The organism is Niabella terrae (assembly GCF_054783135.1).
Window position 1 is genome coordinate 616,727 of sequence record NZ_BAAGRD010000008.1, and the last position, 26,263, is coordinate 642,989.

Annotated in this window: 19 protein-coding genes; 11 read left to right on the plus strand and 8 right to left on the minus strand. The window is 47.3% G+C overall.

The genetic code is table 11. The features are described from left to right. The first annotated feature begins 61 nt into the window (after positions 1-61). The 6 genes from ACYVI9_RS10835 (at position 62) to ACYVI9_RS10860 (ending at position 9,737) form a co-directional block, all read left to right on the plus strand. Complete coding sequence (locus ACYVI9_RS10835) at positions 62-1,234, plus strand: FecR family protein (RefSeq protein WP_460764446.1); 1,173 nt, start codon at positions 62-64, stop codon at positions 1,232-1,234. Between the two features lie 216 nt (positions 1,235-1,450). Then, the gene (locus ACYVI9_RS10840; RefSeq protein WP_460764448.1) at positions 1,451-5,125 is read left to right on the plus strand and encodes a SusC/RagA family TonB-linked outer membrane protein; all 3,675 of its coding nucleotides are present in this window, start codon (positions 1,451-1,453) and stop codon (positions 5,123-5,125) included. 11 nt (positions 5,126-5,136) lie between these two features. Beyond that, entirely contained in the window at positions 5,137-6,624 is a 1,488-nt protein-coding gene (locus tag ACYVI9_RS10845; protein ID WP_460764450.1) for a RagB/SusD family nutrient uptake outer membrane protein, read from the plus strand. Positions 6,625-6,640: 16 nt separating this feature from the next. After that, positions 6,641-8,047 (plus strand): substrate import-associated zinc metallohydrolase lipoprotein, encoded by a 1,407-nt coding sequence (locus ACYVI9_RS10850; protein WP_460764452.1) that lies wholly within the window; start codon positions 6,641-6,643, stop codon positions 8,045-8,047. 8 nt (positions 8,048-8,055) lie between these two features. Further along, positions 8,056-9,402 carry a DUF4302 domain-containing protein gene (locus tag ACYVI9_RS10855; RefSeq protein ID WP_460764454.1) on the plus strand — a complete coding sequence of 449 codons (1,347 nt, stop codon included), beginning with the start codon at positions 8,056-8,058 and terminating at the stop codon, positions 9,400-9,402. A 2-nt stretch (positions 9,403-9,404) separates the two neighbouring features. Next, positions 9,405-9,737 (plus strand): hypothetical protein, encoded by a 333-nt coding sequence (locus tag ACYVI9_RS10860; RefSeq protein ID WP_460764456.1) that lies wholly within the window; start codon positions 9,405-9,407, stop codon positions 9,735-9,737. Between the two features lie 57 nt (positions 9,738-9,794). Here ACYVI9_RS10860 and ACYVI9_RS10865 read toward each other — a convergent pair whose 3' ends face one another. From ACYVI9_RS10865 to ACYVI9_RS10890, 6 genes are all read right to left on the minus strand, one after another. Continuing rightward, complete coding sequence (locus ACYVI9_RS10865) at positions 9,795-10,172, minus strand: septal ring lytic transglycosylase RlpA family protein (protein ID WP_460764458.1); 378 nt, start codon at positions 10,170-10,172, stop codon at positions 9,795-9,797. 9 nt (positions 10,173-10,181) lie between these two features. Then, positions 10,182-11,042 (minus strand): MBL fold metallo-hydrolase, encoded by an 861-nt coding sequence (locus ACYVI9_RS10870; RefSeq protein WP_460764460.1) that lies wholly within the window; start codon positions 11,040-11,042, stop codon positions 10,182-10,184. Between the two features lie 94 nt (positions 11,043-11,136). Further along, positions 11,137-12,459 carry an MFS transporter gene (locus ACYVI9_RS10875; protein ID WP_460764462.1) on the minus strand — a complete coding sequence of 441 codons (1,323 nt, stop codon included), beginning with the start codon at positions 12,457-12,459 and terminating at the stop codon, positions 11,137-11,139. An 84-nt stretch (positions 12,460-12,543) separates the two neighbouring features. Beyond that, entirely contained in the window at positions 12,544-13,362 is an 819-nt protein-coding gene (locus tag ACYVI9_RS10880) for an undecaprenyl-diphosphate phosphatase (protein WP_460764464.1), read from the minus strand. A 56-nt stretch (positions 13,363-13,418) separates the two neighbouring features. Beyond that, a complete protein-coding gene (locus ACYVI9_RS10885) occupies positions 13,419-13,658 on the minus strand; it encodes a DUF3098 domain-containing protein (RefSeq protein WP_460764466.1) in 240 nt (79 codons plus the stop codon). Between the two features lie 138 nt (positions 13,659-13,796). Continuing rightward, positions 13,797-14,666 (minus strand): cell division protein FtsX, encoded by an 870-nt coding sequence (locus tag ACYVI9_RS10890; protein ID WP_460764468.1) that lies wholly within the window; start codon positions 14,664-14,666, stop codon positions 13,797-13,799. A gap of 195 nt (positions 14,667-14,861) precedes the next feature. On the opposite strand from ACYVI9_RS10890, the gene leuS reads away from it, so the two are divergent. The 3 genes from leuS (at position 14,862) to ACYVI9_RS10905 (ending at position 20,107) form a co-directional block, all read left to right on the plus strand. After that, complete coding sequence (gene leuS / locus ACYVI9_RS10895; protein ID WP_460764470.1) at positions 14,862-17,714, plus strand: leucine--tRNA ligase; 2,853 nt, start codon at positions 14,862-14,864, stop codon at positions 17,712-17,714. A gap of 50 nt (positions 17,715-17,764) precedes the next feature. Then, on the plus strand, positions 17,765-18,517 hold the full coding sequence (locus ACYVI9_RS10900) for a DUF3667 domain-containing protein (protein WP_460764472.1): 753 nt from the start codon (positions 17,765-17,767) through the stop codon (positions 18,515-18,517). A gap of 261 nt (positions 18,518-18,778) precedes the next feature. Further along, the gene (locus ACYVI9_RS10905; RefSeq protein ID WP_460764474.1) at positions 18,779-20,107 is read left to right on the plus strand and encodes a DUF937 domain-containing protein; all 1,329 of its coding nucleotides are present in this window, start codon (positions 18,779-18,781) and stop codon (positions 20,105-20,107) included. A 168-nt stretch (positions 20,108-20,275) separates the two neighbouring features. On the opposite strand, the gene ACYVI9_RS10910 is transcribed toward ACYVI9_RS10905, so the two are convergent. Next, on the minus strand, positions 20,276-20,881 hold the full coding sequence (locus ACYVI9_RS10910) for a superoxide dismutase (protein WP_460764476.1): 606 nt from the start codon (positions 20,879-20,881) through the stop codon (positions 20,276-20,278). Between the two features lie 198 nt (positions 20,882-21,079). Here ACYVI9_RS10910 and ACYVI9_RS10915 point away from each other — a divergent pair, with 198 nt between their 5' ends. Both ACYVI9_RS10915 and ACYVI9_RS10920 read left to right on the plus strand, forming a co-directional pair. Next, positions 21,080-24,271 carry a SusC/RagA family TonB-linked outer membrane protein gene (locus ACYVI9_RS10915; protein WP_460764478.1) on the plus strand — a complete coding sequence of 1,064 codons (3,192 nt, stop codon included), beginning with the start codon at positions 21,080-21,082 and terminating at the stop codon, positions 24,269-24,271. Positions 24,272-24,289: 18 nt separating this feature from the next. Further along, positions 24,290-25,762 (plus strand): RagB/SusD family nutrient uptake outer membrane protein, encoded by a 1,473-nt coding sequence (locus ACYVI9_RS10920; protein WP_460764480.1) that lies wholly within the window; start codon positions 24,290-24,292, stop codon positions 25,760-25,762. A gap of 3 nt (positions 25,763-25,765) precedes the next feature. Here ACYVI9_RS10920 and ACYVI9_RS10925 read toward each other — a convergent pair whose 3' ends face one another. Continuing rightward, complete coding sequence (locus tag ACYVI9_RS10925) at positions 25,766-26,230, minus strand: nucleoside deaminase (protein WP_460764482.1); 465 nt, start codon at positions 26,228-26,230, stop codon at positions 25,766-25,768. Positions 26,231-26,263: the final 33 nt, after the last annotated feature.

Genomic DNA, 26,263 nt, shown 5'->3' on the forward strand with positions numbered 1-26,263 from the left:
TCGTTCTACTACTCCCTTTTTTACTGTTATGCGTCATTTAGTTTAAACCCGACCTGTAACGATGGCTTTGACAGAAGAAAATATTAGGGAATTATTTCACAGTTATGTGGCTGGCAGCATAACGGCGGAGGAAAAATCCCTGTTGTTTGCATCCCTTCAGGAGCCAGGGCACCAACCCTTATTGCGGGAACTACTGCGCAGTACCTGGGAAGAAACAGGTGCGGATCAGCGGTTACCGGATCAACAATCGGCAGCCATATTACGAAAGATACTTCAAGATGCGGACCGCCGAATTGGTAACCGTAAAATTCAATGGTGGTGGTCCAGGAAAATGATTGCAGCGGTACTGATTACGGGCTTCATTGGCGCCCTGTCCTGGTTCTTGCTCATGAACCGGGCTCCGGAGAAGAATAAGGTTTCACACAGCGTTACCGATATACAACCCGGAACGGAAGGTGCTGTCCTGACGCTGTCTGACGGCCGAAAGATCGCCCTGGACAGCACAGGGAATACGGTTATTGCAGATGCAGATATTACTGCTGTTTTAAAAGATGGGCGATTACAATATGAAGGAGAAAGTGCACAGCGCCAGCCGGTATATAATACAGTAACAACTTCAAAAGGGAAGCATTTTGAACTTCAGTTGCCAGATGGTTCACGGGTTTGGCTGAATAGCGCCTCCGCCATTACCTATCCTTTGGTTTTTGATGACGCCGCACGCGAAGTGAGCATCAAGGGCGAGGTTTATTTTGAAGTTTCCAAAAAGTCGTCAGGTGCGCTCTTTATCGTCAACAGCAAACAGCAGCGGGTAACCGTGCTGGGCACCCGATTCAATATCAACAGCTTTGAAGATGTTCCTGGTATTAAAACAACCTTGATTGAAGGAAAAGTAAAAGTCCGGTCGGGTAATTCGGAAGAGAAAATACTTGCACCCGGACAGCAGTCTGTCGTCAGCGGTAATCAGCCCATACAGGTTCGCGCTGTAGATACGGAAGGCGTAATGGCCTGGAAAAGCGGAAATTTTAATTTTACCGGTTTGCGTTTTGAGGAAGTGATGCAGCAGTTAGCCCGCTGGTATAATATAGAAGTACGCTATGAAGGGCAAGTGCCTGCATTGGAGTTTGAGGGTAAGTTGAATCGAAATGTCAACCTTTCTTCTATCCTGAAGTTTTTCAAAGGATCAGGAATTCAATACCGGATGGAAAATCATGTACTTATCATTATTAACCATTAAAAAAGCAGACGATATGAAATAAAGGCGAAATCTATATCCCCTAATAAAATAGCTGCCTCCGCACCACCGGAGACAGCCAGATGAAAATGATTAATAACAGAAAACGTGTCTAGCAATTTTCTAATTGATTAACCATAACTATTACAAATGTATGATTTTAAATCACTTCTTTTAGAACATTCCCATCGTAAGTCGCTACGAAAAACAATTCTAATTATGAAGTTTATATCTTTATTCCTGTTCGTATGTTGTATGCAGGCGGGGGCTAAAGGTCATGCGCAAACCGTGACATATACGGGAGACCAGCAGTCGATACGCAGTCTGTTCAAAGCCATTGAAAAACAGACAGGTTATACCGTACTGTATAAAAAGCAACTCATTGACCAAGCAGGTCCGATTTCGCTGAACGTCAAGAACATGCCGCTGAAGGAGGTGCTGAACCGTGCCTTTAGCAATCAGCCATTACAGTTTGCGATTGACAATAAAACCATTTTTGTAACGGCTAAACCGTTACCCGCCGTCGCGACCAAACCACCTGCAGCCTTACAGCCTGACCTGCCCACCACACCTGCGCCGGTAACAGATATCGATATTCGGGGACAGGTCAAGGGGGAAGATGGTACGCCAATACCCGGCGCCAGTATAATCGTAAAGGGTACCACGCTGGGAACCAGTACAGATGAACAGGGACGTTTCACGCTTAGTAATGTGACCGCAGGAGCCATCCTCGAAGTTTCTGCCACGGGCTATAAAACGGTGGAACATCGGGTGGGGAACGCGGCCACCATTCAGATCGTCCTGGAGAAACAGATCAAAGATCTGGAAGAAGTGGTCATACAGACGGGTTATCAGACCATCGACCGAAAACTTTTTACCGGGTCTGCGGCCAAAGTGTTGGCCAAAGACGTACAGCGCAACGGTATACCGGATGTAAGCCGGATGCTGGAAGGCCAGGTGGCCGGCGTTTCGATTCAGAATGTATCCGGAACATTTGGTGCTGCACCCAAAATCCGGATCCGGGGTGCGACTTCTCTTTCGGGTGACAACAAGCCGCTTTGGGTAGTCGACGGTATCATTCTGGAAGATGTCGTCAATATTTCCAATGAAGCACTTTCAACCGGTGATGCCAATACCCTTATTGGGTCTTCGGTAGCGGGACTGAACCCGGATGATATCGAATCGATGACCATCTTGAAAGACGCGGCTGCTACGGCTATGTATGGGGCCCGCGCTATGAATGGTGTCATCGTCGTAAGTACTAAAAAAGGGCGCAACTCCCAGGGCAAACCAATTATCAGTTATACCGGAAACCTGACGACTTACCTGAAACCAAGTTATGATCAGTTCGATATTATGAATTCCGCAGAGCAGATGGGCGTCATGGTGGAAATGGAAAATAAAGGTTATTTGAATCCCGCAGGACTGGGAGCCCCTCAGAATGGAGGTGTTTTCTACAAATTATACAAACAACTTTATGACTATGATGAATCCAGTGGTACCTGGGCATTAAAGAACGGTTTTGATAATGCCGATAAAAACCGATTTCTGGAAAGATATGCCCGTGCCAATACGGATTGGTTTGATGTGCTGTTTAAAAACTCATTGTTACAGGAACATTCTGTGAGCGTGACTTCGGGTTCGGACAAGGTACAGAATTACTTTTCTACGAGTTATCTCCACGATAACGGCCAGACCATTGCCGATCAGGTAAGCCGATTTACGGCCAACCTCAGGACAAATTTCAAGGTCAACAATAAATTGAGTTTTGAATTGATCGGAACCAGCTCCATCAGAAACCAGCGGACACCGGGCGTTTTAAACCGGCAGTCTGATCCGGTATACGGCAAGTATTCCAGGGACTTCGATATCAATCCCTATTCCTATGCGTTGAATACAAGCCGGCTGATCACCCCCTATGATGAAAATGGGGAGCTGGAGTATTTTCAGATGAACTGGGCGCCATTTAATATCATCAACGAGGTTGAAAAGAATTACCTGAAGTTGAGTATGCTGGATATAAAGGTGCAGGGTGGTTTAAAATATAAAATCATTCCCGGTCTCCAGTATTCACTGGACGGTGCTTACCGGTATGCGCAAACGACCCGGCAGCATTATGTGCAGGAAGGATCCAATATGGCAGAGTCATTCAGGGCTTATACCAACAGTTCCGTTATTGGCGGCAACAACTGGTTGTATGATGATCCCGATAGACCTTATGAACTGCCTGTAATTGTATTACCCGCCGGTGGATTCTTTAATAATGTGGAAGATAAAATCGCAAATTATTATTTCCGGCAGAATATTGAATTTGACAAAGCCTGGAATAGGAACCTGTTCAACTTTTTCGGATCCATGGAAGTGCGGTCCATTGACCGGCAGAATTACAATTATGATGGGGTGGGCTACCAGTATGAAAATGGAGGACTGGTCAATCCCAATTATCGGTATTTCAAGAAAATGATCGAAGGCGGAGATCCCTATTTTGGCATGGCCTACTACTATGACCGTTATGTGGCCTATGCAGGACGTGCCGCATATAATTTCGACAGCCGCTATAGCATTAATGTGACGGGCCGGATGGATGGTTCCAATAAAATGGGGAAATCACGACAGGCGCGTTGGCTGCCCACCTGGAACGTGTCTGGCGCCTGGGATATTACCCATGAAAAATTCTTCCCTGATTTATATGAGTTGAGCTCTGCGCGGCTTAGGGGAACTTATGGCCTGGTGGGTAATATAGGAAATGCGACCAATACCCTGCCGGTGTTCTACAATCGGATCGCTTATCGTCCGAATGAAACCGAGAAGGAATCAATTATATATATTTCGGATCTGGCCAACAATCAGTTGACCTGGGAAAAGATGTATGAATTTAATCTGGGTGTGGATTTAAGTTTTCTTGACCATCGGATTGATCTTACGGTAGATTACTATAAGAGAAGAATATTTGATCTGATTTCACGAGTGAAAAATGCCGGTATTGGCGGAGAGTCAGAAAAAGTAGCCAATGATGGAAAAATGGTGGGATCCGGCGTGGAAACCACGATTGGTGCCCAATTGATAAAACCTGAAGAACCTGCCGGATTTGCATGGACCAGTCGGTTGAACTTTGCATTTAATAAGAATAAGATCACGGAAAAGGAGATTGACCCCAGTATCTGGAACCTGGTCAGGGCGGAAGGAGATGCTTTAAATGGGTATCCCCAGCGGGGATTGTTCTCAATCAAATATGATGGATTGAATCCGATTGACGGGTCTCCCACTTTTATCAATACTGAAGGAGAAAAAGATAACTATTTATGGGTGCAGGACAATATTGTCGAATACCTGAAATATGAAGGTCCGGTTGATCCGACTTTTACCGGTGGTTTTTATAACCGGTTCGCCTATAAAAATTTCTCATTGTCGGTATTGTTTACTTATGCTTACGGCAATAAATTAAGGCTGCAGCCCATATTCTCGGATTCCTATAATGACCTGTATGCCATGTCACAGGAAATGCGTAATCGCTGGATCATGCCTGGAGATGAGTCGGTGACCCATATCCCATCGATTCTGGATCAGCTGCAACGTCAGAATTTCACCCGGTACTCCACCGGTACTTCAGAGACGGCGGTCTATGCGTATAATTTATACAATTACACCGATGTTCGCGTGGCCAAAGGAGACTTCATCCGGCTGAAGAATATCGCATTTACCTATTTCATGCCATCGCGCATCACCCAACAGCTCGGATTGAATAACCTGCAGTTTTCACTAGTTGGTAATAATATCGCTCTACTCTATTCCGACAAGCGCTTATTGGGGGCTGATCCTGAGTTTTTTAACAATGGCGGCGTGGCCATGCCAATTCCGAAACAATACACATTTTCGATTAAACTAGGTCTGTAATAATGAATAGTATGAGAAATAGAAATTTAATTATTTGCAGCATTTTGGTAATCACTCTAATATCCTGCAAAAAATTCTTAGATAAGAATCCGGACAATCGGGCAGAATTGAATAATGTTGATAAAATTGCGCAACTGGTTTCCTCTGCATATCCAAGTTATCCATATTGTGCGATGGGTGAAATGTATTCCGATAATGTTTCAGACAAAGGGCCTAACGCTTCGGGCGTGCACCTGAATCTTCCCTTTCCACAGTTGTACAAATTTGAGGATGTAGAGGACGATGGCGGCAATACCCCTTCGGAATTCTGGAACGGTGCTTATGAAGGTATTGCTGCAGCCAACCAGGCGCTGGCCTCGATTGTAGAATATGATCTGGGCCCAGAAACCAACCCTTATCGTGGTGAAGCCCTGGTAGCCAGAGCCTTTAGTCATTTTCTACTGGTAACTTTTTTTGCCAAGGCCTACGACCCGGCCGGTGATAATTCCAGCCTGGGTGTACCCTATGTGCTCACGCCAGAGGATAATCCTTTTCAGAAATACGACAGGGGGACGGTAGCTTCTGTGTACGAACAGATTGAAAAAGATCTTACCGAAGGGCTGCCGCTGCTGAACGGTGGTCAATGGGATGTACCTGGGTATCATTTTACACCTGCAGCAGCTCATGCATTTGCAGCAAGATTTTATTTGTTCAAGCAGGATTGGCAAAAAGTGATAGAGCATGCTAATAAAGTAGTGCCCGGCGGCGATTTCTTTGGCGTGATAAGGGACTATGCGGGTGAAGCCGCTTCCCTGTCCGGGGACGGAACGATCTTTGGGAATTATTTCTGTTCAGGAGAATCCAAGTTCAACCTATTGGTCCATGAAATGTATTCCGGTTATCAGCGTTCCAGTGGTTTGTATGCAAGCCGATACGGTTTCGGTCCCGCTATTTACAGCAACTGGTATACCCGTACCAATGTAACCGGCAGCAGTTTTAAGACCAATGCCTGGACCTATGGTACCGGTAACTATACATTAAACAAACTAAGAGAATATTTCTTTGTCACCAACTCCACCTCCAATATTGGTTATCCCTACTTGCAAATGCCGATGCTCACTACTGATGAAGTGTTGCTGAACCGGGCCGAAGCTTATCTCGAAATGGGCAATACCAATGCGGCCCTGGCAGATCTGAACCTGGCCTGCCGGTATAAAATTACCAACTATAACCAGCCTACTCATGGTATTACGATTGCCAAAGCCAAGGATTTTTATGACACAGCGAATGAGAAAGAAGCGGTGATGAATGCCATATTGGATGTCAAGCGCTGGACATTTATGAATGAAGGCATGCGCTATTTCGACATGATCCGGCATAAAATGACGATTACGCATTTATTGATTGATAACAGTGGCGTTGAGTCGACTATTGAATTGCCTGCTGATGATAATCGACGCGTATTTCAAATTCCCAAAACTGCGGTTGAATTGGGTGGTTTGGAACTCAATCCCCGTTAATTAAAACTTCTTTACAATGACAAGAATAAAAATACTAGCCACCTACCTGCTACTCCTGGTTGCACTATTCGGATGTCGCAAGTCCACGGAGAATCTGGATGTGGACATGAATGACTACCCTATCGATGAGGCCGTTGCTAACGACGTGGACGAATGGATTACCAGTAATTTTGTTGATCCCTGGAATATTGAAGTGGAATACAGGTTTGACCGACACAAAGGTGACGTGACACGTAATATTTCCCCCATTGAGCTGGACCGGGTGATTCCGGTACTGGAGGTGATCAAAAAAGGTTTTATCGAACCGTATACCAAAGTGGCCGGCGAGACTTTCGGAAAGAAATATTTTCATAAAGAATGGGTCCTGTTCGGATCTCCTTCTTATAATAATGACAATTCCTATATCCTGGGCACTTCCGCCAGTGCGCGTACGATGACTCTGTATGACCTGAACCGTTTTGACAATACCAATGGCGATCAGATGAAACGCTACCTGAGAACAGTTTTTCATGAGTTCACACATGCATTGAATCAGACAATTCCTATTCCACCGGCATTTGAAAAAGTATGCGTACCCGATTATGAGCCTGACTGGACAAATGTAAGTACCACAGATGCCCAAGCCCTGGGTTTTGTAACACCATATGCGGGTTCCCAGTTCGGTGAGGATTTTGCCGAGACCGTAGCCCATATCGTGGTAGAAGGCCCTGTCTGGTACAGCAACCTCCTGTTCACGGTCGGTTATTCGTCATTGGCTTATACCCGATTCAAAGAGAAGGAAGCGATCGCAGCTCAATACATGTTGAATAATTTTGATGTGGACCTTTATGAACTGCAAACGGAGGTGCGTAAGGTGTTGCAGGACCAGTACGGGGTAGAAGATCCTGCGGATCTGACCAGTTTCGCCAATATGATCAATGAAGGCGCTGTAGATTTCATCCACATAGATCCAAAGGAAGCGCATTATGCAACTTATGGCAGTTCCTCCATATTCGACGCACTATTGGCGGACTATGCCGCCGATTTACAGGCGGGTAACTGGTACTTGAAATATGTGGAACTGCGGTTTGCAGATGCAGAGAATATGACTTTCAGACTGGGTTTCGCGCAGGGGGCTACTGGTTCTACTATTTACTTCGGTGATTATGATTTTAATGTGGAAGTAGATCCTGAAGCGAAGGAAGTAAGTTTCAGTCTCAAAAGTCCGGAAGGCGAAGGCACCACCTATAATAATGGGCGGATCGGATCAGTGATTACACCTTTTCAGACGCATATGCTGCCTTATCTGACCGAACATACTTTTGTGGCTGATTATCTGCCCTACACGATCCAGCCTACGGATCAGGCCTATAAGTCATTTGCCGGCTTTTATACCGCAGATGATGAACAAAATTATTTTTATGGACCAGTAACTTATAAATAAGAATGACTATGAGAAATCTATTATATATCTGTTCCTTCGGACTGCTGCTGCTCGCCGCCTGTTCTAAGCCGGAAGTAGCGGACCTGTTTGACAAGTTGCCGGAGGAAAGGATGCTGGAGAGAAATGCAGAACTGAAACACGTTTTGTTGGGTGCATCCAATGGCTGGAAAGCCTTTCTTAAAACTTCCTTAAAAGGAGGTGGGTATGGTTTTTTTATGGATTTTACGGACCAGGGTACGGTAAATATGGTCGCCGACTGGGACGCAGCATCTGCGGTTAATTTCAAGGAATCCACCTATCGGATCAAGTATATTTCCAATGCAACGCTGATCTTTGATACCTATACCTACATAACAATTTTGCAGGACCCGGATGACTCGAATAATGATGGTGAGCAGAAGGAGGGTCTTCAGAGTGATATAGAATTTGAATACGAAAGAACCAGCGGAGATACGCTGTTCCTGACGGGCAGAAAATGCCGGAATACACTGTATTTAATTAAGGCTTCCGCTGCAGAAAAGCAGTCTTTTATGAATGGCGAGTATGACGATGCGATCAATCGTATCAGGGATTTGTTTGAAAGTACCCATCCCATGATACTCTTTGATAACAATGGCACCCAGGAGAAAATTGAGTTGGGTCTGAATGCCAGCGCGAAGGTGGTATCGGGAGATTATCTTTCTCCGGATGATTCTGTTAGTTCGGCGAGTTCAGGTATAGCTTATTCCATTGACGGTGCTTACTTTGTGGACGGCCTGGTGAATATGGGCATACATTTTTCCGGATTGAGATGGAAGAACAGCTCTGACATCGTAGCCTATGATTCTTCAGGTAAAGAATATGAGGTGATCAAATCTTCTGCGCCATTGATTCCTCTGGATGTGTTATTGGGTACGAAATTCAGTTTGCAGGCACGCTACAAGACGATCACTCCCGGGATGACACCGGAAGGCGAAGCCATAATTTCGCATTATGTGAACAATCTGGATAATCGCTATGCGGGTTATGTGTTTAACAACGGCACCCTGACCCTGCACTTTGATCTGGTCAATAGCAGACTGATTGTCGAAGGCTGGAGTAACCAGAATGGAAACGGTGGATGGACAACAACCATTGTGTTCGACTATACCAAAGATCCCGCAACCAAAGTTTACGGATTTACTTTGAGAACAGCGGCGTCGGGTGGTTATGTTTCGAAATTAATGTACGATCCCGGTCAGCCTAATATTCAGGAGTTCCTATTGAACAACCATGTCAAGTTTGACTACTATACCGAAGATGGTGTGACTTACGGCAGAATGGCGAGTGTGGATGACCCTGCTATTGTTTTAACTTTCCTGCTGGAGGATGCCTAGATATGAATAGAACATTATTATCCACCCTTGTTGCTTTTCTGATTTACCTCGCCAATCATATTGGCGGGGTAATGATGAAGGGCAGCCTCAGCGGTGAATGGAAGCGAAATGCCTTTATCATTTTTATGGCGGTCGTTATTCTGGCATTTGCTGCGGACTATTTTTTTAATTTCCGGCGAAAGCATCGTTTTTTGATTAGCAAATGGACTTATCTTTTATTGGGGCTGGCTATTTGGTTGAGTATTTGGAATTGGTTGATGGTAGCAATCAATGCCGGCATTATGACCTTGTTCTGGTTCTGGGAGCGAAAGCAAAAAACTATTGAAAATACCTGAGTGTAATTCAGCCTGTATCATCCGAAAACTATCAGGGTGTCGATGGCCACCGCGATATTATTTTTTGCGTTTGTATTTTATGGTAACCTCGGTCACGCCGGCGCGCAGCATATCCAGTTTTCGGGCCGCCTTGCGACTCAAGTCGATTATGCGGCCTTCCACAAAGGGGCCCCGGTCATTGATCACCACTTTTACTTTTTTGCCATTGGCCAGATTGGTGACTTTAACCTTGGTGCCAAAAGGCAGGGTCTTATGGGCCGCCGTGCGTTTGCCCTGTCTGAATACTTCGCCGCTGGCTGTTTTGCGTCCCTGGAACATATCGGCGTAATAGGAGGCTTTGCCCGATTGGGTGATTCGGGAACTGCATCCCATAGTAGTCATTAGCAGGACGGCAAATACCAGTGGGGGCTTTCCTCTATAATTTCTTAGATCCATTCGGGTGCATTAAAGGTCAGATAATTTAAAAAACTGGTCAGCCCGAATACCTCTTTCGGTCTGTTTGAGGGTGCAACATTCATGCACCGGATCATGCTCCAAAAAAAGTATATAGTTATTGGCCAGGGCCTCCTGGAGAAACAGTTCTTTTTCATTCATACTCAGCAGTGGCCGGGTATCATAAGCCATCACATAGGGCAACGGGATATGGCCTGCTGAAGGCAGGAGATCGGCCATGTATACAATGGTTCTTCCTTTATAACTTAGCTGTGGCAGCATCATGGCGTCGGTATGGCCACTGGCAAAGCGTACCAGAAAATCCTTCGAAAATAAAGCCGTGTCCAGTTTGCCGGATTCTTTTTCTCCTGTAGGTATGTATTTCAGGCGTCCGCTTTCCTGAATGGGGAGGATATTCTCTTTGAGAAAGGAAGCTTTTTCTCTGGGGTTGGGTTGGGTGGCCCATAACCAATGGGCTTCATTCGACCAGTAGACAGCGTTTTCAAAAGCCGGAACCAACTGATCATCCAATTTTTTGATCGCACCTCCACAGTGATCAAAATGCAGGTGGGTCAGAAACACGTCTGTAATATCACTGCGCTTAAATCCATGAGCCGCCAGGCTCTTGTCCAGACTGTCATCGCCATGGAGATAATAATAGCCGAAAAATTTATCAGATTGTTTATCACCCATACCAGTATCCACCAGTATCAACCGGTCGCCGTCCTCGATCAGCAGACTGCGTAAAGCCCAGCTGCACATATTATGCGCATCGGCGGGATTGATCTGCTGCCAGATACTTTTGGGTACGACCCCGAACATGGCGCCCCCATCCAGTTTGAAATAACCGCAGTTTACGGAATAGAGTTTCATCAGTGTATTTTATTTGTCAACAGCCGGTCAACTGGCCATCCATCCGGATAGGAACCCTGGCTGTAATTGAGAATATATCTTTTTGTTAATCTATTTACAAATCCGGATTTACGATGGTTCCGGGCTGTCGCTCTTTTTTCAATGCCGCATAGAGCCAGAAAAGTCCGATGGCAAAAAATACAATCAAAGACAATACCGAGTTTTTCATATTACCGGTCAGTTCTTCGATCCGGCCGAAAGTAAAGATGCCGATTACAATGGCCAGTTTTTCAGAGAAATCATAATAGCTGAAAAAAGAAGCGGTATCCCTGGTGTCCGGCATCAGCTTGGCGTAAGTTGAGCGGCTCAGTGCCTGGATACCGCCCATGACCAGACCTACTAGTACGGCCAGCCCATAAAATAAATTGGTGGCATCACGGCCGCTTTCTGCCCATTCCGCCGTATAGTATGCCATCACACAGATGCCTATCCAGAACAGGATAACGCCCATCAATACTTTCAGGTTACCCAGTATCTTGGAAAGCCGGCTCATGCCCCAGGCCCCCAGAATGGCAACCAGTTGGATAATGACCACCGTGATGATCAGATTCTGATCGGGGAGTTTCAGGAGTTTGCTGCCGAATATAGTGGCGGCCAGCATCACTGTTTGTACGCCCATGCTGTAGAAAAAGAAGCCGCGTAAGAATCGCTTCAGCACCGGCATTTTTTTTACCTGCTGGTAAACTGATTTGATTTCTCCAAAGCCTTCCAGGATGATATTGCCCTTTTTGACTGCCTTGGCCTCAGCGCCCGGCAGACGGGCAAAAGTGATTTGCGCAAATCCGAACCACCAGATACCTACCAGTAAAAAAGTAATCCGGGTTGCCAGACCACTATCGCTCATGACCATAATCAGCGCAAAACCTATCAGCTGCATCAGCACACTCCCGATATAGCCAAATGAGTAGCCCCGCGCACTGATCCGGTCCCGGTCGGCGGTAGCGGCGATCTCTGGCAGAAAGGCATTATAAAAAACCAGGCTGCCGACATAGCCCATGGCGGCCAGCATAAAGGCGATAACGCCCAGGCCCAGGGTGTCTTCCTTGAAAAAAAACAGGGCACTGCAACCCAGGGCACCCATATAGCAGAAGAAACGCATAAAGTTTTTCTTGTTGCCCCGGGTATCCGCGATGGAAGTCAGGATGGGATATAAAAGTGCAATGATCAGGTAAGCAACCGCCAGTACATAATCATACAGGGTGGAATTTATAAACTGCCTGCCCAGAAAATTGACCGTATGATCGTTCTTGTTGCTGGTAACTGCCAGAAAGTAGATTGGAAAAAAAGTGGTCGTAATGACCAGGTTATAGACACTATTGGCCCAATCGTACATGGCCCAGCCGTTGATCACTTTTTTGGAAGCAGTAATTTGTGTCATAAAGCTAAATTCACTCAAAGATATAGTTTCTCACAAATTCACTCCTACCGCACTGCCCGCATTGCTATACGCTGTTCCGACGGATCAGATAACGCCCCGGGAAAGTAAGATCAGCAGCAGAATGCCTACGATGATCCGATACCAGCCGAAAACCTTAAAACCGTATTTTTTCAGGTAATTGATAAAGAATTTGATGGCCAGAATGGCCACCAGGAAAGCCACAATATTGCCGACAATAAAAGCAATGGTATTGTCGCGGGATTCCAGAATCAGTTCATAGCCTTTACGGGTCAGCCCATCAGTCTGCCAGGTTTTCAGAAAAAGGGAGTACAGGGTAGCTGCGGCCATCGTGGGGACGGCCAGGAAAAAGGAAAATTCTGCGGCCAGGTTGCGGGTCAGCTTTTGTTGCATGCCGCCGATGATCGATGCCGCACTACGACTCACACCGGGTATCATGGCGATGCATTGCCATAGACCTATTATGAAAGCGCGCGGATAGCTGATCTCTTCATCTTTATCTACCGTAGGATGGTTAAAGGCCCGGTCTATAAATAAAAGGATGATACCGCCGACCAGCAGACTGATGGCGACTGTTTTTGGACTTTCGAGTAAGGCATCAATTTTATCAGAAAATAGGAATCCCAGTATCAATGCCGGCAGCACACCTGCCATCAGTTTGAGGTAAAATTGCCAGCGCCCGAAATCGAAAAATTTTTTCCAGTACAGGACCACGACTGCCAGGATCGCACCGAGTTGAATGGCTACTTCAAAAAGTTTGGTAAACTCTTCCGTTTCGATACCCAGAAAAGAGCTGGTGATAATCATATGACCCGTCGAGGAAACCGGCAGGTATTCTGTAATACCTTCCACGATGGCAATAATAATAGCTTCAAAGATACTCATGTCAATAGGGATAAAAAAAGGCGACACAGATTGCATCGCCTGTTAATCAGGTAAAATCAGGCTTCCGATTTCTTAAATATGGCAAAGATTTCAATGCCCAGTCCGATCAGTATGATGATGGGAGCCACCGTAATCCGGGTGGTGCTATATACTTCATCTTTATTAAAGACAGCGGGATCCGGGCTTTTGCCCCCCGCCATCAGAAACATACCGATGGCGATGACGATTACACCGGCCAGCATCCATAGATAATTGCTTTTGCCAAATAAACTGGGTGTAGCATTGTTTTGCGTCATGATCCTTGATTTACTGTGCTGCAATATTAGTACTGTTTTTCCAAAATCTGCGTTAAGGAGCCGGTTCCGCCCGAATATTTTACCGCTTAGCTTCCCGAACGGCCCTGGTTTGCTCCACTGGACAACATTTCGACGGCTTTAATACAGATCGTCCAGCTTCTTGCGCAGGTATTTTAAGACACTGGTATGGGTGCTGATCAGGGTGATCAGGACGCCCAGCAGAAGCATCAGCAGAAATAATAGCACCAGCCTTCCGGGATTGTGCAGGGTTTTCAGGATCGGGTTATAGGAATAAGCCGCCTGTATAATAGCCCATACCAGTAAAATGGCAATCAGGCCACTAAGCGCCCCGTTAATAACGGCCCGGATGTCAAGGGGGCGGGCAATAAACCAGCGGGTGGCACCCACCATTTGCATCGTTTTTATCGTAAACCGGTTGCTGAACATCGCCAGACGAATCGTATTGTCGATCAATACGATGGCTACCAGGAGCAGTAAAATGGCCAGCCCCAGCAGGATCCAGTTGGTTGTCTTCGTAAAATAGTCAAGTTCGCCGGCTATCTGGTCGGGATATTTTACTTCAGAAACATAGGTTTGTTTCTCAAGGTCACTTTTGATTAATTGCAGGGTATCGGCGCTCAGGTAATGCGATTTTACCTTAAAATCGATGCTCTGCGGTAGCGGATTTTCTTCCAGAATGCCATCCCAGTCATCTCCACCGTCTTTTTTCCATTTCTGCCGGGCCATTTCCTTGGTGGTAAATTGCAGGGTCTTGACATAGGGCTTGCTTTTGACATAGTCCATTAATGCGGCACTGTCATTAGCCGCCAGCGGCTCCCGCAGGTAGACATTTACTTCCACATTTTCCTTAAAATGCTCGCCTAAAGCGCGGGTGTTCAGCATCAGCCAACCGATGATCCCAATCAGAAAAAGCACCAGGGTGACACCAACGATGCTCATGAGATAAGAAGGTTTGCCTCTTCTGGTTGCTTTTGTTTTTTCCGGCATAATTGCGTTCTTTGGCCGCTGGTAGCGGTCCCCGCAAATTTAGCGGTTTACAAACAACAATGCTTAAATTTGTCGCCCTTATCCCTCCGGGATTCAATAATTTAGAAAATAACAGCGGTTAAAGTATCCCCGGGACCGGCAGGCCGACCCATGAGTCGGCAGGAACAGCGGAGTGGATGCAAAAGCATGATGATTATGGAGTATAATTTTAATGAGATTGAGAAGAAATGGCAGGCGTATTGGGTATCCCATAATACCTACAAGGTTCCCAACCCGGGAGAACCCGGCGCGGAGAAGCCCAAGTACTATGTATTGGATATGTTTCCCTATCCCAGTGGCGCAGGCCTGCATGTAGGCCATCCCTTGGGGTATATCGCCAGTGATATTTATGCCCGTTATAAGAGGCTGAAAGGATTTAATGTGCTCCATCCGATGGGCTACGATGCCTTCGGACTGCCGGCGGAGCAGTATGCAATGGATCACGGCATTCATCCGGCCGTTTCCACAGATAACAATATCCGCACTTTTCGCCAACAACTGGATAATATCGGTTTTTGCTATGATTGGAGCAGGGAAGTGAAGACCAGTGATCCCGATTACTATAAATGGACCCAGTGGATTTTCCTGCAGCTCTATGGCAGCTGGTTCAATCGGCAGACCCAGAAAGCGACGCCGATAGCGGAATTGATTGCCATTTTCGAAACAGTCGGCAATCAGGAGCATCCGGTTCCCAACGCCGCCTTCCAGCGGCCTGGGGGGGGCGGTTCCCTTTTTAGTGCAGCAGACTGGAAAAGCTATGAACCCGCCGGGCAAGAGGCCATTTTGATGGAATATCGGTTGGCTTTCTGCGGATTTGGAGAAGTGAATTGGTGTGAAGCCCTGGGAACCGTACTCGCCAATGACGAAGTAGTCAACGGTGTGAGTGAGCGGGGCGGTTATCCGGTGGTCAAAAAAAAGCTGCGACAATGGTACCTGAGGATCACTGAGTATGCGGATCGCCTGCTGGCGGGACTCCAGACCGTCGATTTCAGTGAAGCGATGAAAGAAATGCAAACCAACTGGATCGGTAAATCCAGCGGGGCAGAGATTGACTTCAAGCTGGATGCACCGGCTATCGATGCCGAGTCACCCGTACTGAAAGTATATACGACCCGTCCAGATACCGTCATGGGGGTTGATTTTATGGTGATTGCTCCCGAGCATGAGCTGGTAGCGCATATTACAACCGTTGAACAGCAGTCGGCTGTACAGGCATACCTGGATTATGTGAATGCCCGCAGCGAACGTGAAAGAATTTCTGAGAAGCGAATCACGGGTGCGTTTACTGGTACCTATGCCCTGCATCCTTTTGACAGTACGAAAAGAATCCCGGTCTGGATCAGTGAATATGTTTTGGCGGGCTACGGCACGGGGGCGATTATGGCAGTACCCTGTGGTGATGAAAGGGACCTGCGGTTTGCCAGGGAGTTCGACATTGAAGTAACCAATATTATCGGCGAGCATTTCGACGGTCAGGAAGCCAATCCCACCAAGGATGCCCGCTTGTCAAATTCCGGATTTCTGAACGATCTGCCCATGCGTGAGGCCATGGAGCGGGTATTTGACGAAATAGAAAAAAGGGGAATTGGTAAAAGAAAAGTGAATTATAAAATGCGGGATGCGGCTTTCAGCCGTCAACGCTACTGGGGTGAACCCTTCCCGGTCAAATGGATCGATGGGGTTGTTTATCCATTGGAAGCCGGCATACTGCCTTTGGAACTCCCGCCCATGGAACAGATCAAACCCGGCAAGGACGGCGAGGGGCCACTGAGCAATAACGAGGACTGGCTGAACAGTCCTGTTTTCGGTGGCGGTCGCGGTGAATCCTCGACCATGCCCGGATATGCCGGATCTTCCTGGTATTTTCTGCGTTATATGGATCCGCAAAATAAAGGCGCCTTTGCTTCCCGGCAGGCCACTGACTACTGGAATCAGGTAGACCTGTATATCGGGGGCACAGAACATGCCGTAGGCCACCTCCTCTACAGCCGTATGTGGACCAAGGTATTGTATGACCTCGGGCATATCAGTTTTGATGAGCCATTTAAAAAGCTGGTCAACCAGGGCATGATACAGGGGAGCTCCCGCTTCGTGTACCGGGTGAATGGCACCAGCCGCTTTGTATCCCGGGGCCTGCTGGATGAGGAAACCCAATATGAAGGTCAGCTGGTAGACAAGATCCATGTGGATGTGAATATGGTGGACGGACAGGAACTGGATATGGAAGCCTTCCGGCAGTGGCGCAACGGGGAGTTTTCAGATGCGACCTTTCAGCTGGAAGATGGAAAGTATATCTGTGGCGTCGAAGTCGAGAAAATGTCTAAGACCAAGTACAATACTGTCAATCCTGATGATCTGGTAGCCAGATACGGCGCAGATACCTTTCGGATGTATGAAATGTTCCTTGGTCCGGTAGAGATGAGCAAACCCTGGGATACCAAGGGAATCGAAGGCGTCCATCGGTTTTTGAAAAAGCTTTGGCGTCTGTTTTATAAAGAGAACACTGATGGTAGTAGCACCCGGATCTGGGACGAACAGGCGCCTGTTGCCGCCGAACTGAAAATCCTGCATAAAGGCATTAAAAAACTGGAAGAGGATACCGGCCGGTTCAGTTTCAATACCGGCGTAAGTGCCTTTATGATCCTGGTTAATGATCTCACCGATGCAGGCTGTCATAAGCGGGCTATTCTTGAGCCGGTACTGATCATGCTGGCACCCTATGCACCGCATATTGCTGAAGAGCTTTGGCACCAATTGGGAAATACAACTACAATACTGGACGCCGCTTTCCCGGTCTTCGAATCAAAATATATTCAGGAATCTACCAAGGAATATCCGATTTCAGTGAATGGCAAACTGCGGACCACACAGGTGCTGGACCTGAGTCTGGATCAGACCGCTGTGGAAGCCATCGTTCTCCAGAATGAAGTAGTTCAGAAATGGCTGGATGGCCGGCCACCCCGGAAGATCATTTATGTGAAAAATAAAATGATCAATGTTGTGGTATGAGCAGCCGCTGCGCCATAGGCGGTTTTGAAACATAATGTTATCTTTATTGGATGGAGCCATTGCGTTGCTTAAATTGTGGAACCGGCTTTGCAGGTAAGTTTTGCCCGCAATGTGGCCAGTCTGCAGAGGAGAAACGCATCAGCGCCCATTGGCTGCTGCATGATGTACCGCACTCGGTATTCCATATCGACAGGGGATTTTTTTTTACGATCAAAAAGCTGTTTACCCAGCCGGCGGTAATGGTAAAGGATTATCTGGAAGGCCGGCGGGTGAAATATTTCCGGCCCTTCGCCTATGTGGTTCTGATGACCACAATTTGTTCTTTGATCATTAAGGGACTCCGGCAACTTACCGATACGGTCTATCAAAGCCGGGCGGCTGCGGCACCCGAAGCTGCGGAAGGCGGTTTTTTTGCCCATTATTTCAGTGTGTTCATATTTATAATGATCCCGTTTGCGGCACTGATCACCTGGTTGTCTTTTTTTAAGAGAAAATATAATTACTGGGAGCATTTTCTGATCAATACTTATTTAGCGGCACAGCTGAACCTGTTTTTGGTTATTGTCAATATCGTTGCGCTCTGTGTAGCGTTGTTTACCAATAAGACGGCCTCCACAGGGTCTGAAATCATCGTGACCGTTTTTATGATGGGTTTTCTGTTATTGTATGGCTATACCTTCGGGGGACTGATGCATATTGACCGCCGGTATGCACTGCGACTGACACTGGTGATTACGTTGATGAATGCTATGTTATTTTTTTTGTATTATTTAGGGCTAAAGGCCTCAGGAGTAATTCAATAGGATAAAAATCTTACTACTGGCTTGATCTTTGCATGGTTGAACTTTGAGATGAATGTTTCGGTGAGGGATTGCGGCTATGTTTTACAAGAGACCGGAACATCTATCTTAGAATTACTTAGCAGGCAATTGCTTAAATGCCTGTTGTACGTTTACAAATTTTCGGATGATAATCGACAGCAAGGTATACCAACAGACAGGAAGCATTCTAACAGCTCATTTTACAGCAATATTCTATAATCACAAAACTTAAAATCAAACACTATGTCAATTAACATTGTGGATCTTGTGAAAGGCTATGTTTCGCAGGATCTTATCGCCAAAGCAAGCTCATTCCTCGGCGAGAGTGAGGGCGGCGTATCTAAAGCCGTTTCCGGGATTATTCCTTCTGTATTGGGATCTTTGACTTCCAAAGTAACCAGGAGCGAGAATGATGCTGCCGAAATACTGGATTCCGCAAAATCAAGTTTCGGAAGCGGTATTCTTAATGATACCGGGTCACTGTTCGGCAATGCGGACATATTGTCCAAAGGCGCCGGTCTGTTCAAAGGACTGCTCGGCGGTGACAAATCCAATACCATTATCGATGCGATTTCAGGATTTGCGGGGATCAAATCTTCTTCTTCGGGCTCATTGATCAGTTTGATTACTCCTTTGATTATGGGATTACTGGGCAAGCAGAGCACCGATAATAATCTTTCGGCCAGTGGTCTTTCCAGCTTACTCTCTTCTCAGAAAAATAATATTTTAAGTGCCCTGCCTGCCGGTTTGGGTTCTATTGGTTCGCTGCTGGGTCTGGGCAGCATTGGTGCAGCAGCACGGGAAACAGTGGATGAAGTGAAAGGTACGGCTTCTTCTGCCGCCAGCTATGTGGAAGATCGTGCAGAAAAAGCCGGCGGGGGTGCCAAATGGTTATTACCCTTACTGCTGCTGGCCGCACTGGCATTCCTGCTTTGGTGGTTGATGGGTAAAGGATGTAACCAAAGTGATGCCGACCAGATCGCAACCGACAGCCTGGAAACTTCTGCATCGATTGATGCGGGTGCCGCGACACCTGTTCCCGATGCCGTTACAGGTAGCCTGGACACAACCACCGGTAACTATATCTATGATGTCGGAGCTGATACTGAAATTAAATTGGCCGACGGCACCAGCCTGACTGTAGGTGCCAACAGTACTGAGGCCAAACTATATCATATGTTGAACGATGCCGCTTTCAGCATTGATACGGTAGATAAATCTGCCAATTGGGTGGTGCTGGACCGGGTTTATTTCCAAACCGGAAAATCCATACTTACCGATCAATCTGCAGCGCAGGTAAAAAATATCGCGGCGATCCTTAAAAACTTCCCGAATGCAGCTATTAAACTGGGCGGGTATACCGATAATACGGGCGATGCAGCGATCAATACCAAATTATCCGCCGAAAGGGCTAAAATTGTAGCCGGCGAACTGGTCAAAGCTGGCGCAGCAGACAATCAGGTTGCCGAAGCGGAAGGCTATGGTCCCGAGTTTCCGGTTTGTCCGGCCAATGATTCTCCCGAATGTATGGCACAGAACAGAAGGGTAGATCTGAAAGTGGCTTCGAAATAAGTCATTGCTATAGAGATTGCATATCAAGGGGCTGTTCCTTTCCGGAACGGCCCTTTGGAATATTAGTACTGCAGGTCTGCTGAAAAACTGTTGGAAAGAAAAAAGCAACTCCGGTCCGGAGTTGCTTTTTCAGTTAATCACAGCCGTCGGCTGTAATATCAGGATATCTTATTTAGCGGCCTGGTAAAGTTCCGCTACTTTTTTCCAGTTTACGACGTTCCAGAAAGCTGCCAGGTAAGCCGGACGTTTGTTCTGATATTTCAGGTAATAAGCGTGTTCCCAGACGTCCGCACCAAGTATTGGCGTACCTTTTACTTCGGCTACATCCATCAGAGGGTTGTCCTGATTTGGCGTGGAACTCACTTCCAGTTTGCCGTCTTTTACGATCAGCCATGCCCAGCCACTGCCGAAACGGGTGGCGCCGGCTGCATTGAATTTCTCCTGCAATGCCGCGAAGGAACCAAATGCATCATTGATGGCTGTTGCCAGGTCTCCCTCAGGTTCGCCGCCACCTTCCGGACCTATGACTTCCCAGAAAAAGGAGTGGTTCCAGTGACCGCCTCCGTTATTACGAACTGCGGGAGAAATACTGCCTGCATTTTTAATCAATTCCTCCAGGGACTGGTCCGCCTGGGCTGTGCCGTCAATAGCTTTATTTAAATTGTCCACATAGGCCTGGTGGTGCCGGTCGTGGTGAATTTCCATAGTAAGTGCATCAATATGAGGTTCAAGCGCTTCTTTGGGGTACGGTAGAGGTGGTAGTGTAAATGCCATAATTTATTCTGTTTTGAGTTATATAATCTTTGTTGTAGAAGGATAACAAATTTAGGGGTTTAAAGTTGTAAATATCAACCCCTTGCTTAGAAAGCAGTCAGAAAGCATATATCTTGTTTCTGCGGTATTTTGCTGCTTTATGATTGTTTTGCCGGTTTAATAACTTATATTTAACACATCAATCACCAAATCAAACGTATGGAAAAACTATTGAAAGCGCTGTTGCCCGGACTGCTGCTCCTGCTGCTCTGTTTTTCGTTGGATGCCCAGGAGCGGACCGTCAAAGGGGTTGTTAAAAACCAAGCCGGTCAACCTATTGCCAATGCCACAATTACCCAGCCCGGGACCACCAATACGGTTGCCGCGGCTGAGGACGGTCAATTCAGCATTACGGTGTCGGGTAATAATCCGGTCCTTGAAGTAACGGCCGTAAATTATGCACCCCAAAGGCTGGTGGTCGGGGATCAGGACTTTTTGCAACTGGTCCTGATTGAAAGTGAGAAAGCCAAGTTGGAAGAAGTCTTTGTCGTGGCCTATGGTACGGCCAGGAAGAGTACCTACACCGGTGCTGCGGCGGTCATTCATGCCGGCCAGCTCAAGGATCCGCCTAATACCTCCTTCCAGAACAGCCTGAATGGTAAGGTCGCCGGCCTGCAGGTTACCCAGACTTCCGGTCAGGCCGGTTCGACTCCGACCATCCGCATCCGCGGTATCGGTTCCATGAACGCGTCCAATGATCCGCTTTATGTGGTGGATGGGGTTCCCGTTGTCTCCGGATCATCGGGGCAGCTGGGAGACTATATCTATACCAGCAATAATATCATGAATAATATCAATCCGGATGATATCGAATCCGTGACCGTACTTAAGGATGCGGCGGCTGCTTCTTTGTATGGATCGCGGGCGGCCAACGGTGTGATCATTGTTACGACCAAAAAAGGCGCCATCGGAAAGCCGGTCATCAATTTTAAAACGACTTATGGACTGACACCCGGATGGGCCACCGATAATTATGCCGCTGCAGATGTACAGGCACAGGTCAATATGTTATATCAGGTCTTCTATGATTATAATATTACTGGAGGCCGGGATGAAGCCTATGCGAATTCCAATGCGCTGAGCCGGCTGAATACCAAGTTCAATAAACACGGGTATTATTTTGAAACGGCCGGTACCGGTCGCTATGATAATGTATCCATTAAAGGAATGACAGACGGACAGGTCAATCGCGAAGGCAAGTATTTTGACTGGAATGATGCCTTGTTCCGTACCGGATATTTTACAACCAACGATATTTCGGTGAGCGGCGGTACAGATAAAACCCGGTACTTTTCCTCTCTGGCCTATACCAAGGACCAGAGCCGTGTCGCCATCAACGATTTTCAGCGAATATCCGGAAGATTGAACCTCTCGCAGAAAATCGGGAAATTACTGGAATTCTCCAGCAATGTCGGTATTACCAAAGATGATAAATCCGGTTTTAATGATACCAGAAATACGGGAGGCAACTATTTGATGCAGACCCAGAACCTGCTTTGGCCCCTGTACTGGCCAACAGATTATAAAACCGGGGAACCTTATACAGCCCGATTTGGCAGCCTGGCACAGAACAATGTTTATTATGACAATGAATGGGATAATAACAGCGGTTCACTGACCATTTCGGCTGTAGAGGCGCTCACCCTGAAACTTTTTGAGGGACTGACTGCCAAAACCATTTTTTCTTATAACAATACCCAGGTAAAAGATCATCTGTACTACAGTGCCATCCATTTTACCGGGGCCAGTACCAATGGTTCCGTGGATGAGATTACGACCAATTACAATAAAATGGTTTCTTCCACAACCCTGAACTATTCGAAGAGTTTTGGGTTGAACCAGTTCAGTATCCTGGGTGGTTATGAAGCCGAAAAAAATCTGACAGATTTCATGCGTTCCTCGGGAACCGATTTGCCTTCAAGTGCATTACCTACCGTAGTGACCGCTGGTCAGACCAATGCCAGTGCCTATAACTGGGGGTACAACATGCAGTCGGTACTCTCCAGGGCCGAGTACAGCTACGATGAACGGTATTTTCTTTCGGCCTCCTTTCGCCGGGACGGTAATTCAAGACTGGGACCGGCGAACCGCTGGGCTAATTTCTGGTCTGTCGGCGGCGCCTGGAATATCAACCGCGAAGCCTTTATGAAAGACGGCCAGCTCTTCAGTGATTTAAGGTTACGGGGTTCTTACGGTATCAATGCAACCATGCCCTCCGCCAATTACGGCTGGCGTTCCCTGACAGGCTATACAGATAAGTATATGGAGCAGGCCGGAGGCAGTGTTATTTCCACTGCTGATCCGGATCTGACCTGGGAAACCAATTACAGTACCAATATTGCGCTGGAATTCGGGCTGCTCCGTCAGAGAATTACCGGATCGGTGGAATACTTCAACCGGGATTCGAGGGACCTGCTCCAGGACGTACCGATTTCGATGGTCACCGGCTTTGGTTCCACACTCAGAAATGTGGGTGAAATCAATAACCACGGGCTCGAAGTCAATCTGGGTGTAGATATCATTCGCAGCGAAGACCTGCGTTGGAATGTTGGTCTCAATGCCACTTCGCTAAAATCCACTGTGACCAAACTCTACAGGCAGGAAGGCCAGGAAGAAGGCCAGGATATTATCTGGAGCGATCCTACCGGCGGTGATGCCCGGGCGCAGTTTGTGTATCGCGAAGGGGCGTCCACCCTGGCATTTTATGGTTATGAATGGGCCGGTGTAAACCCGGAGAACGGTCAGAATGTTTGGTATGTGAATGATCCTGCCGATCCGGGTGCAGGCGCTTTTCAGTTCAACGGTCGGGGAGCGACCTACGATTACAGCGAAGCCAACCGCAAAATCATCGGCAACGGTATTCCCAAAATCTACGGTGGTCTTAACACCGAACTGGAATGGCGGGGGCTATCCCTGAGTCTGAACTTTATCTATAAGATCGGGGGGCATCTTTATGATGGTGCCAACAAAGACGTGGCTGATGACGGTTATTACTGGGAGCGGATCCGTTCGGCGATATATTATGATAATATGTGGACCGATGCGAATCCCTCAGGCAACCTGCCCAAACTCAGCGGCAGTGATTTAACCGACCCGATACAATACAGCACCCGGCAGTTATTCGATGCGACTTTCCTGCGACTGAAGAATACGACGCTGGCCTACCGGCTGCCGCGGCGGATTCTGGATCCGATCGGTATCAGTCAATCCAGGATCTTTTTCAATGGCACGAATCTGCTGACCAGTTCCAAATACAAGATCGCTGATCCCGAAGTGAATCACTATGCCACCCGCGGCTGGGAAATACCCATTGCCCGCACGTTCACATTTGGTCTGGAAGTAAGTTTCTGAAAATAAAAAGCAAAGACAATGAAAAATCTAACTATACAATTCAGCCTCTTGTTTTTCGGAATGCTTGCGCTTTTCGGTTGCAGTAAAGGCTTTTTGGATGTCAAACCCACGAATGCTACAGAAGCGACCACTTCTGTTAAAACAGCGGCCGATGCAAAAGTCATGTTAAACGGAATTATGCGCAATATGACCAGTTCCAGCTATTATGGTAGAAATTTTATCATGTATGGAGACGCCAAAGGCGGTGACCTGACCCTGTATTCCCAGGGAAGGGGACTGGATGCACTCTACACTTTCAACCATACCGCCAATACCAATTCCTATGCCGGTTTCTGGTCGGCTATTTACAATAATATTCTGCAGGTCAACAGCCTGATCGGAAGTATTGAAGCACTTCAGGCAGAAGGTTCCATTGAAGATTTCGATGGCTATAAGGGCCAGGCATTGACAGCGCGTGCCCTGATGTATTTTGATCTGGTACGTATTTACGGAGCACCGTATACCACAGATAAAACCGCTTACGGGGTACCCAATGTTACCAGCCCGCTGGATGCTGCCGCACAACCCCTTCGGGCCACCGTTGAGGAAAATTACAACCAGATACTTTCCGACCTTACTGCCGGGGCACCGCTGCTGGATGAGGATGCCGATGATGGGTACCTCAACTATTTCGCCAATCGGGCCCTACAGGCCCGGGTCTATCTTACTATGGGCAATTACTCCGCCGCGCTGGAAGCAGCAGAAGACGTCATTGATAACGGGGGATATTCACTTTACAGTAATGCGCAATGGGTGGATTCTTGGAAAAGCCAGTTTGGCAGTGAATCAATTTTTGAGTTGGGTATTTTCCCAAGTGAATCAGATCTGGAAACCGGCTCATTGAGCTTTTATCTCAGAAGACAGGGACACGGGAATTCCAATGCGCTGGGTTTTTATGGTGCCAGTGATTATTTTCTGGACCGCCTCAACCAGGATCCCGCCGATGTGCGCTGGGGTGTGATGGATGAAGATGAAAGGTCCACCGATGATGATCCCCGCCTCGGTTCCTGTTATAAATACAGCGGCAGCACCGACCTGGACGGCGATGGTAAAGCTACCCCCACCGCCGTCAATATTAAAGTGATCCGACTTTCTGAAATTTATCTAATTGCCGCGGAAGCCGCTCTTTCTTCAGATAAGACCCTGGCGGCCGGCTACCTGAATGAAATTCGTAAAAGGGCGCCGGGCCTGGCTGCAGCCACGGCAGCTACGATTACCATTGACATGATCCTGGACGAAAAAAGCAAGGAACTGTTTGGCGAAGGCCAGCGCTATTTTGATATGCTGCGTCTGAACAAGACAATTACTTTCAATGATGAACTATTGGGGATCACTGTACCCACAAGACCCAAATCCATTGACCTGAGTTTTGAAAAAACGCTGCTGCCGATTCCGATTGATGAAATCAATGCCAATCCCAAAATCGGAGACCAGCAGAATCCAGGCTATTAAAAATTACAGGGCGTCGGGAGCGGCGCCCTTTTTTCTTTTTTGCTGGAAAAAGGATTTCATCAGGGCCGCACAATCCGCTTCCAGCACGCCCGTTACAATTCGGGTCTTGGGATGAAAAGGTGACAGCGCAGGTTGAACCCGGCTGAAGCCGTTTTTAGGATCTGCCGCACCCCAGACCACCCGGCTTATTTTGCTCCAGTACAGGGCGCCGGCACACATCACACAAGGCTCCACCGTGACATACAGGGTAGCGCCGGGCAGGTATTTGGCGCCCAGCTGGCTGAAAGCAGCCGTTAGTGCTATGATTTCGGCATGGGCCGTCGTATCCTTTAGTTTTTCGGTCATATTATAGCCGCGGGATAGGACCCTGTCATCCTGTACCACCACTGCACCGATGGGAATTTCATCTTCTTCAAAAGCACGTAAGGCTTCCTTCAGGGCCAGTTGCATAAAGTATTCATCGGACATATGATCGATCTTTTTTAACTTGAGACAAAAATA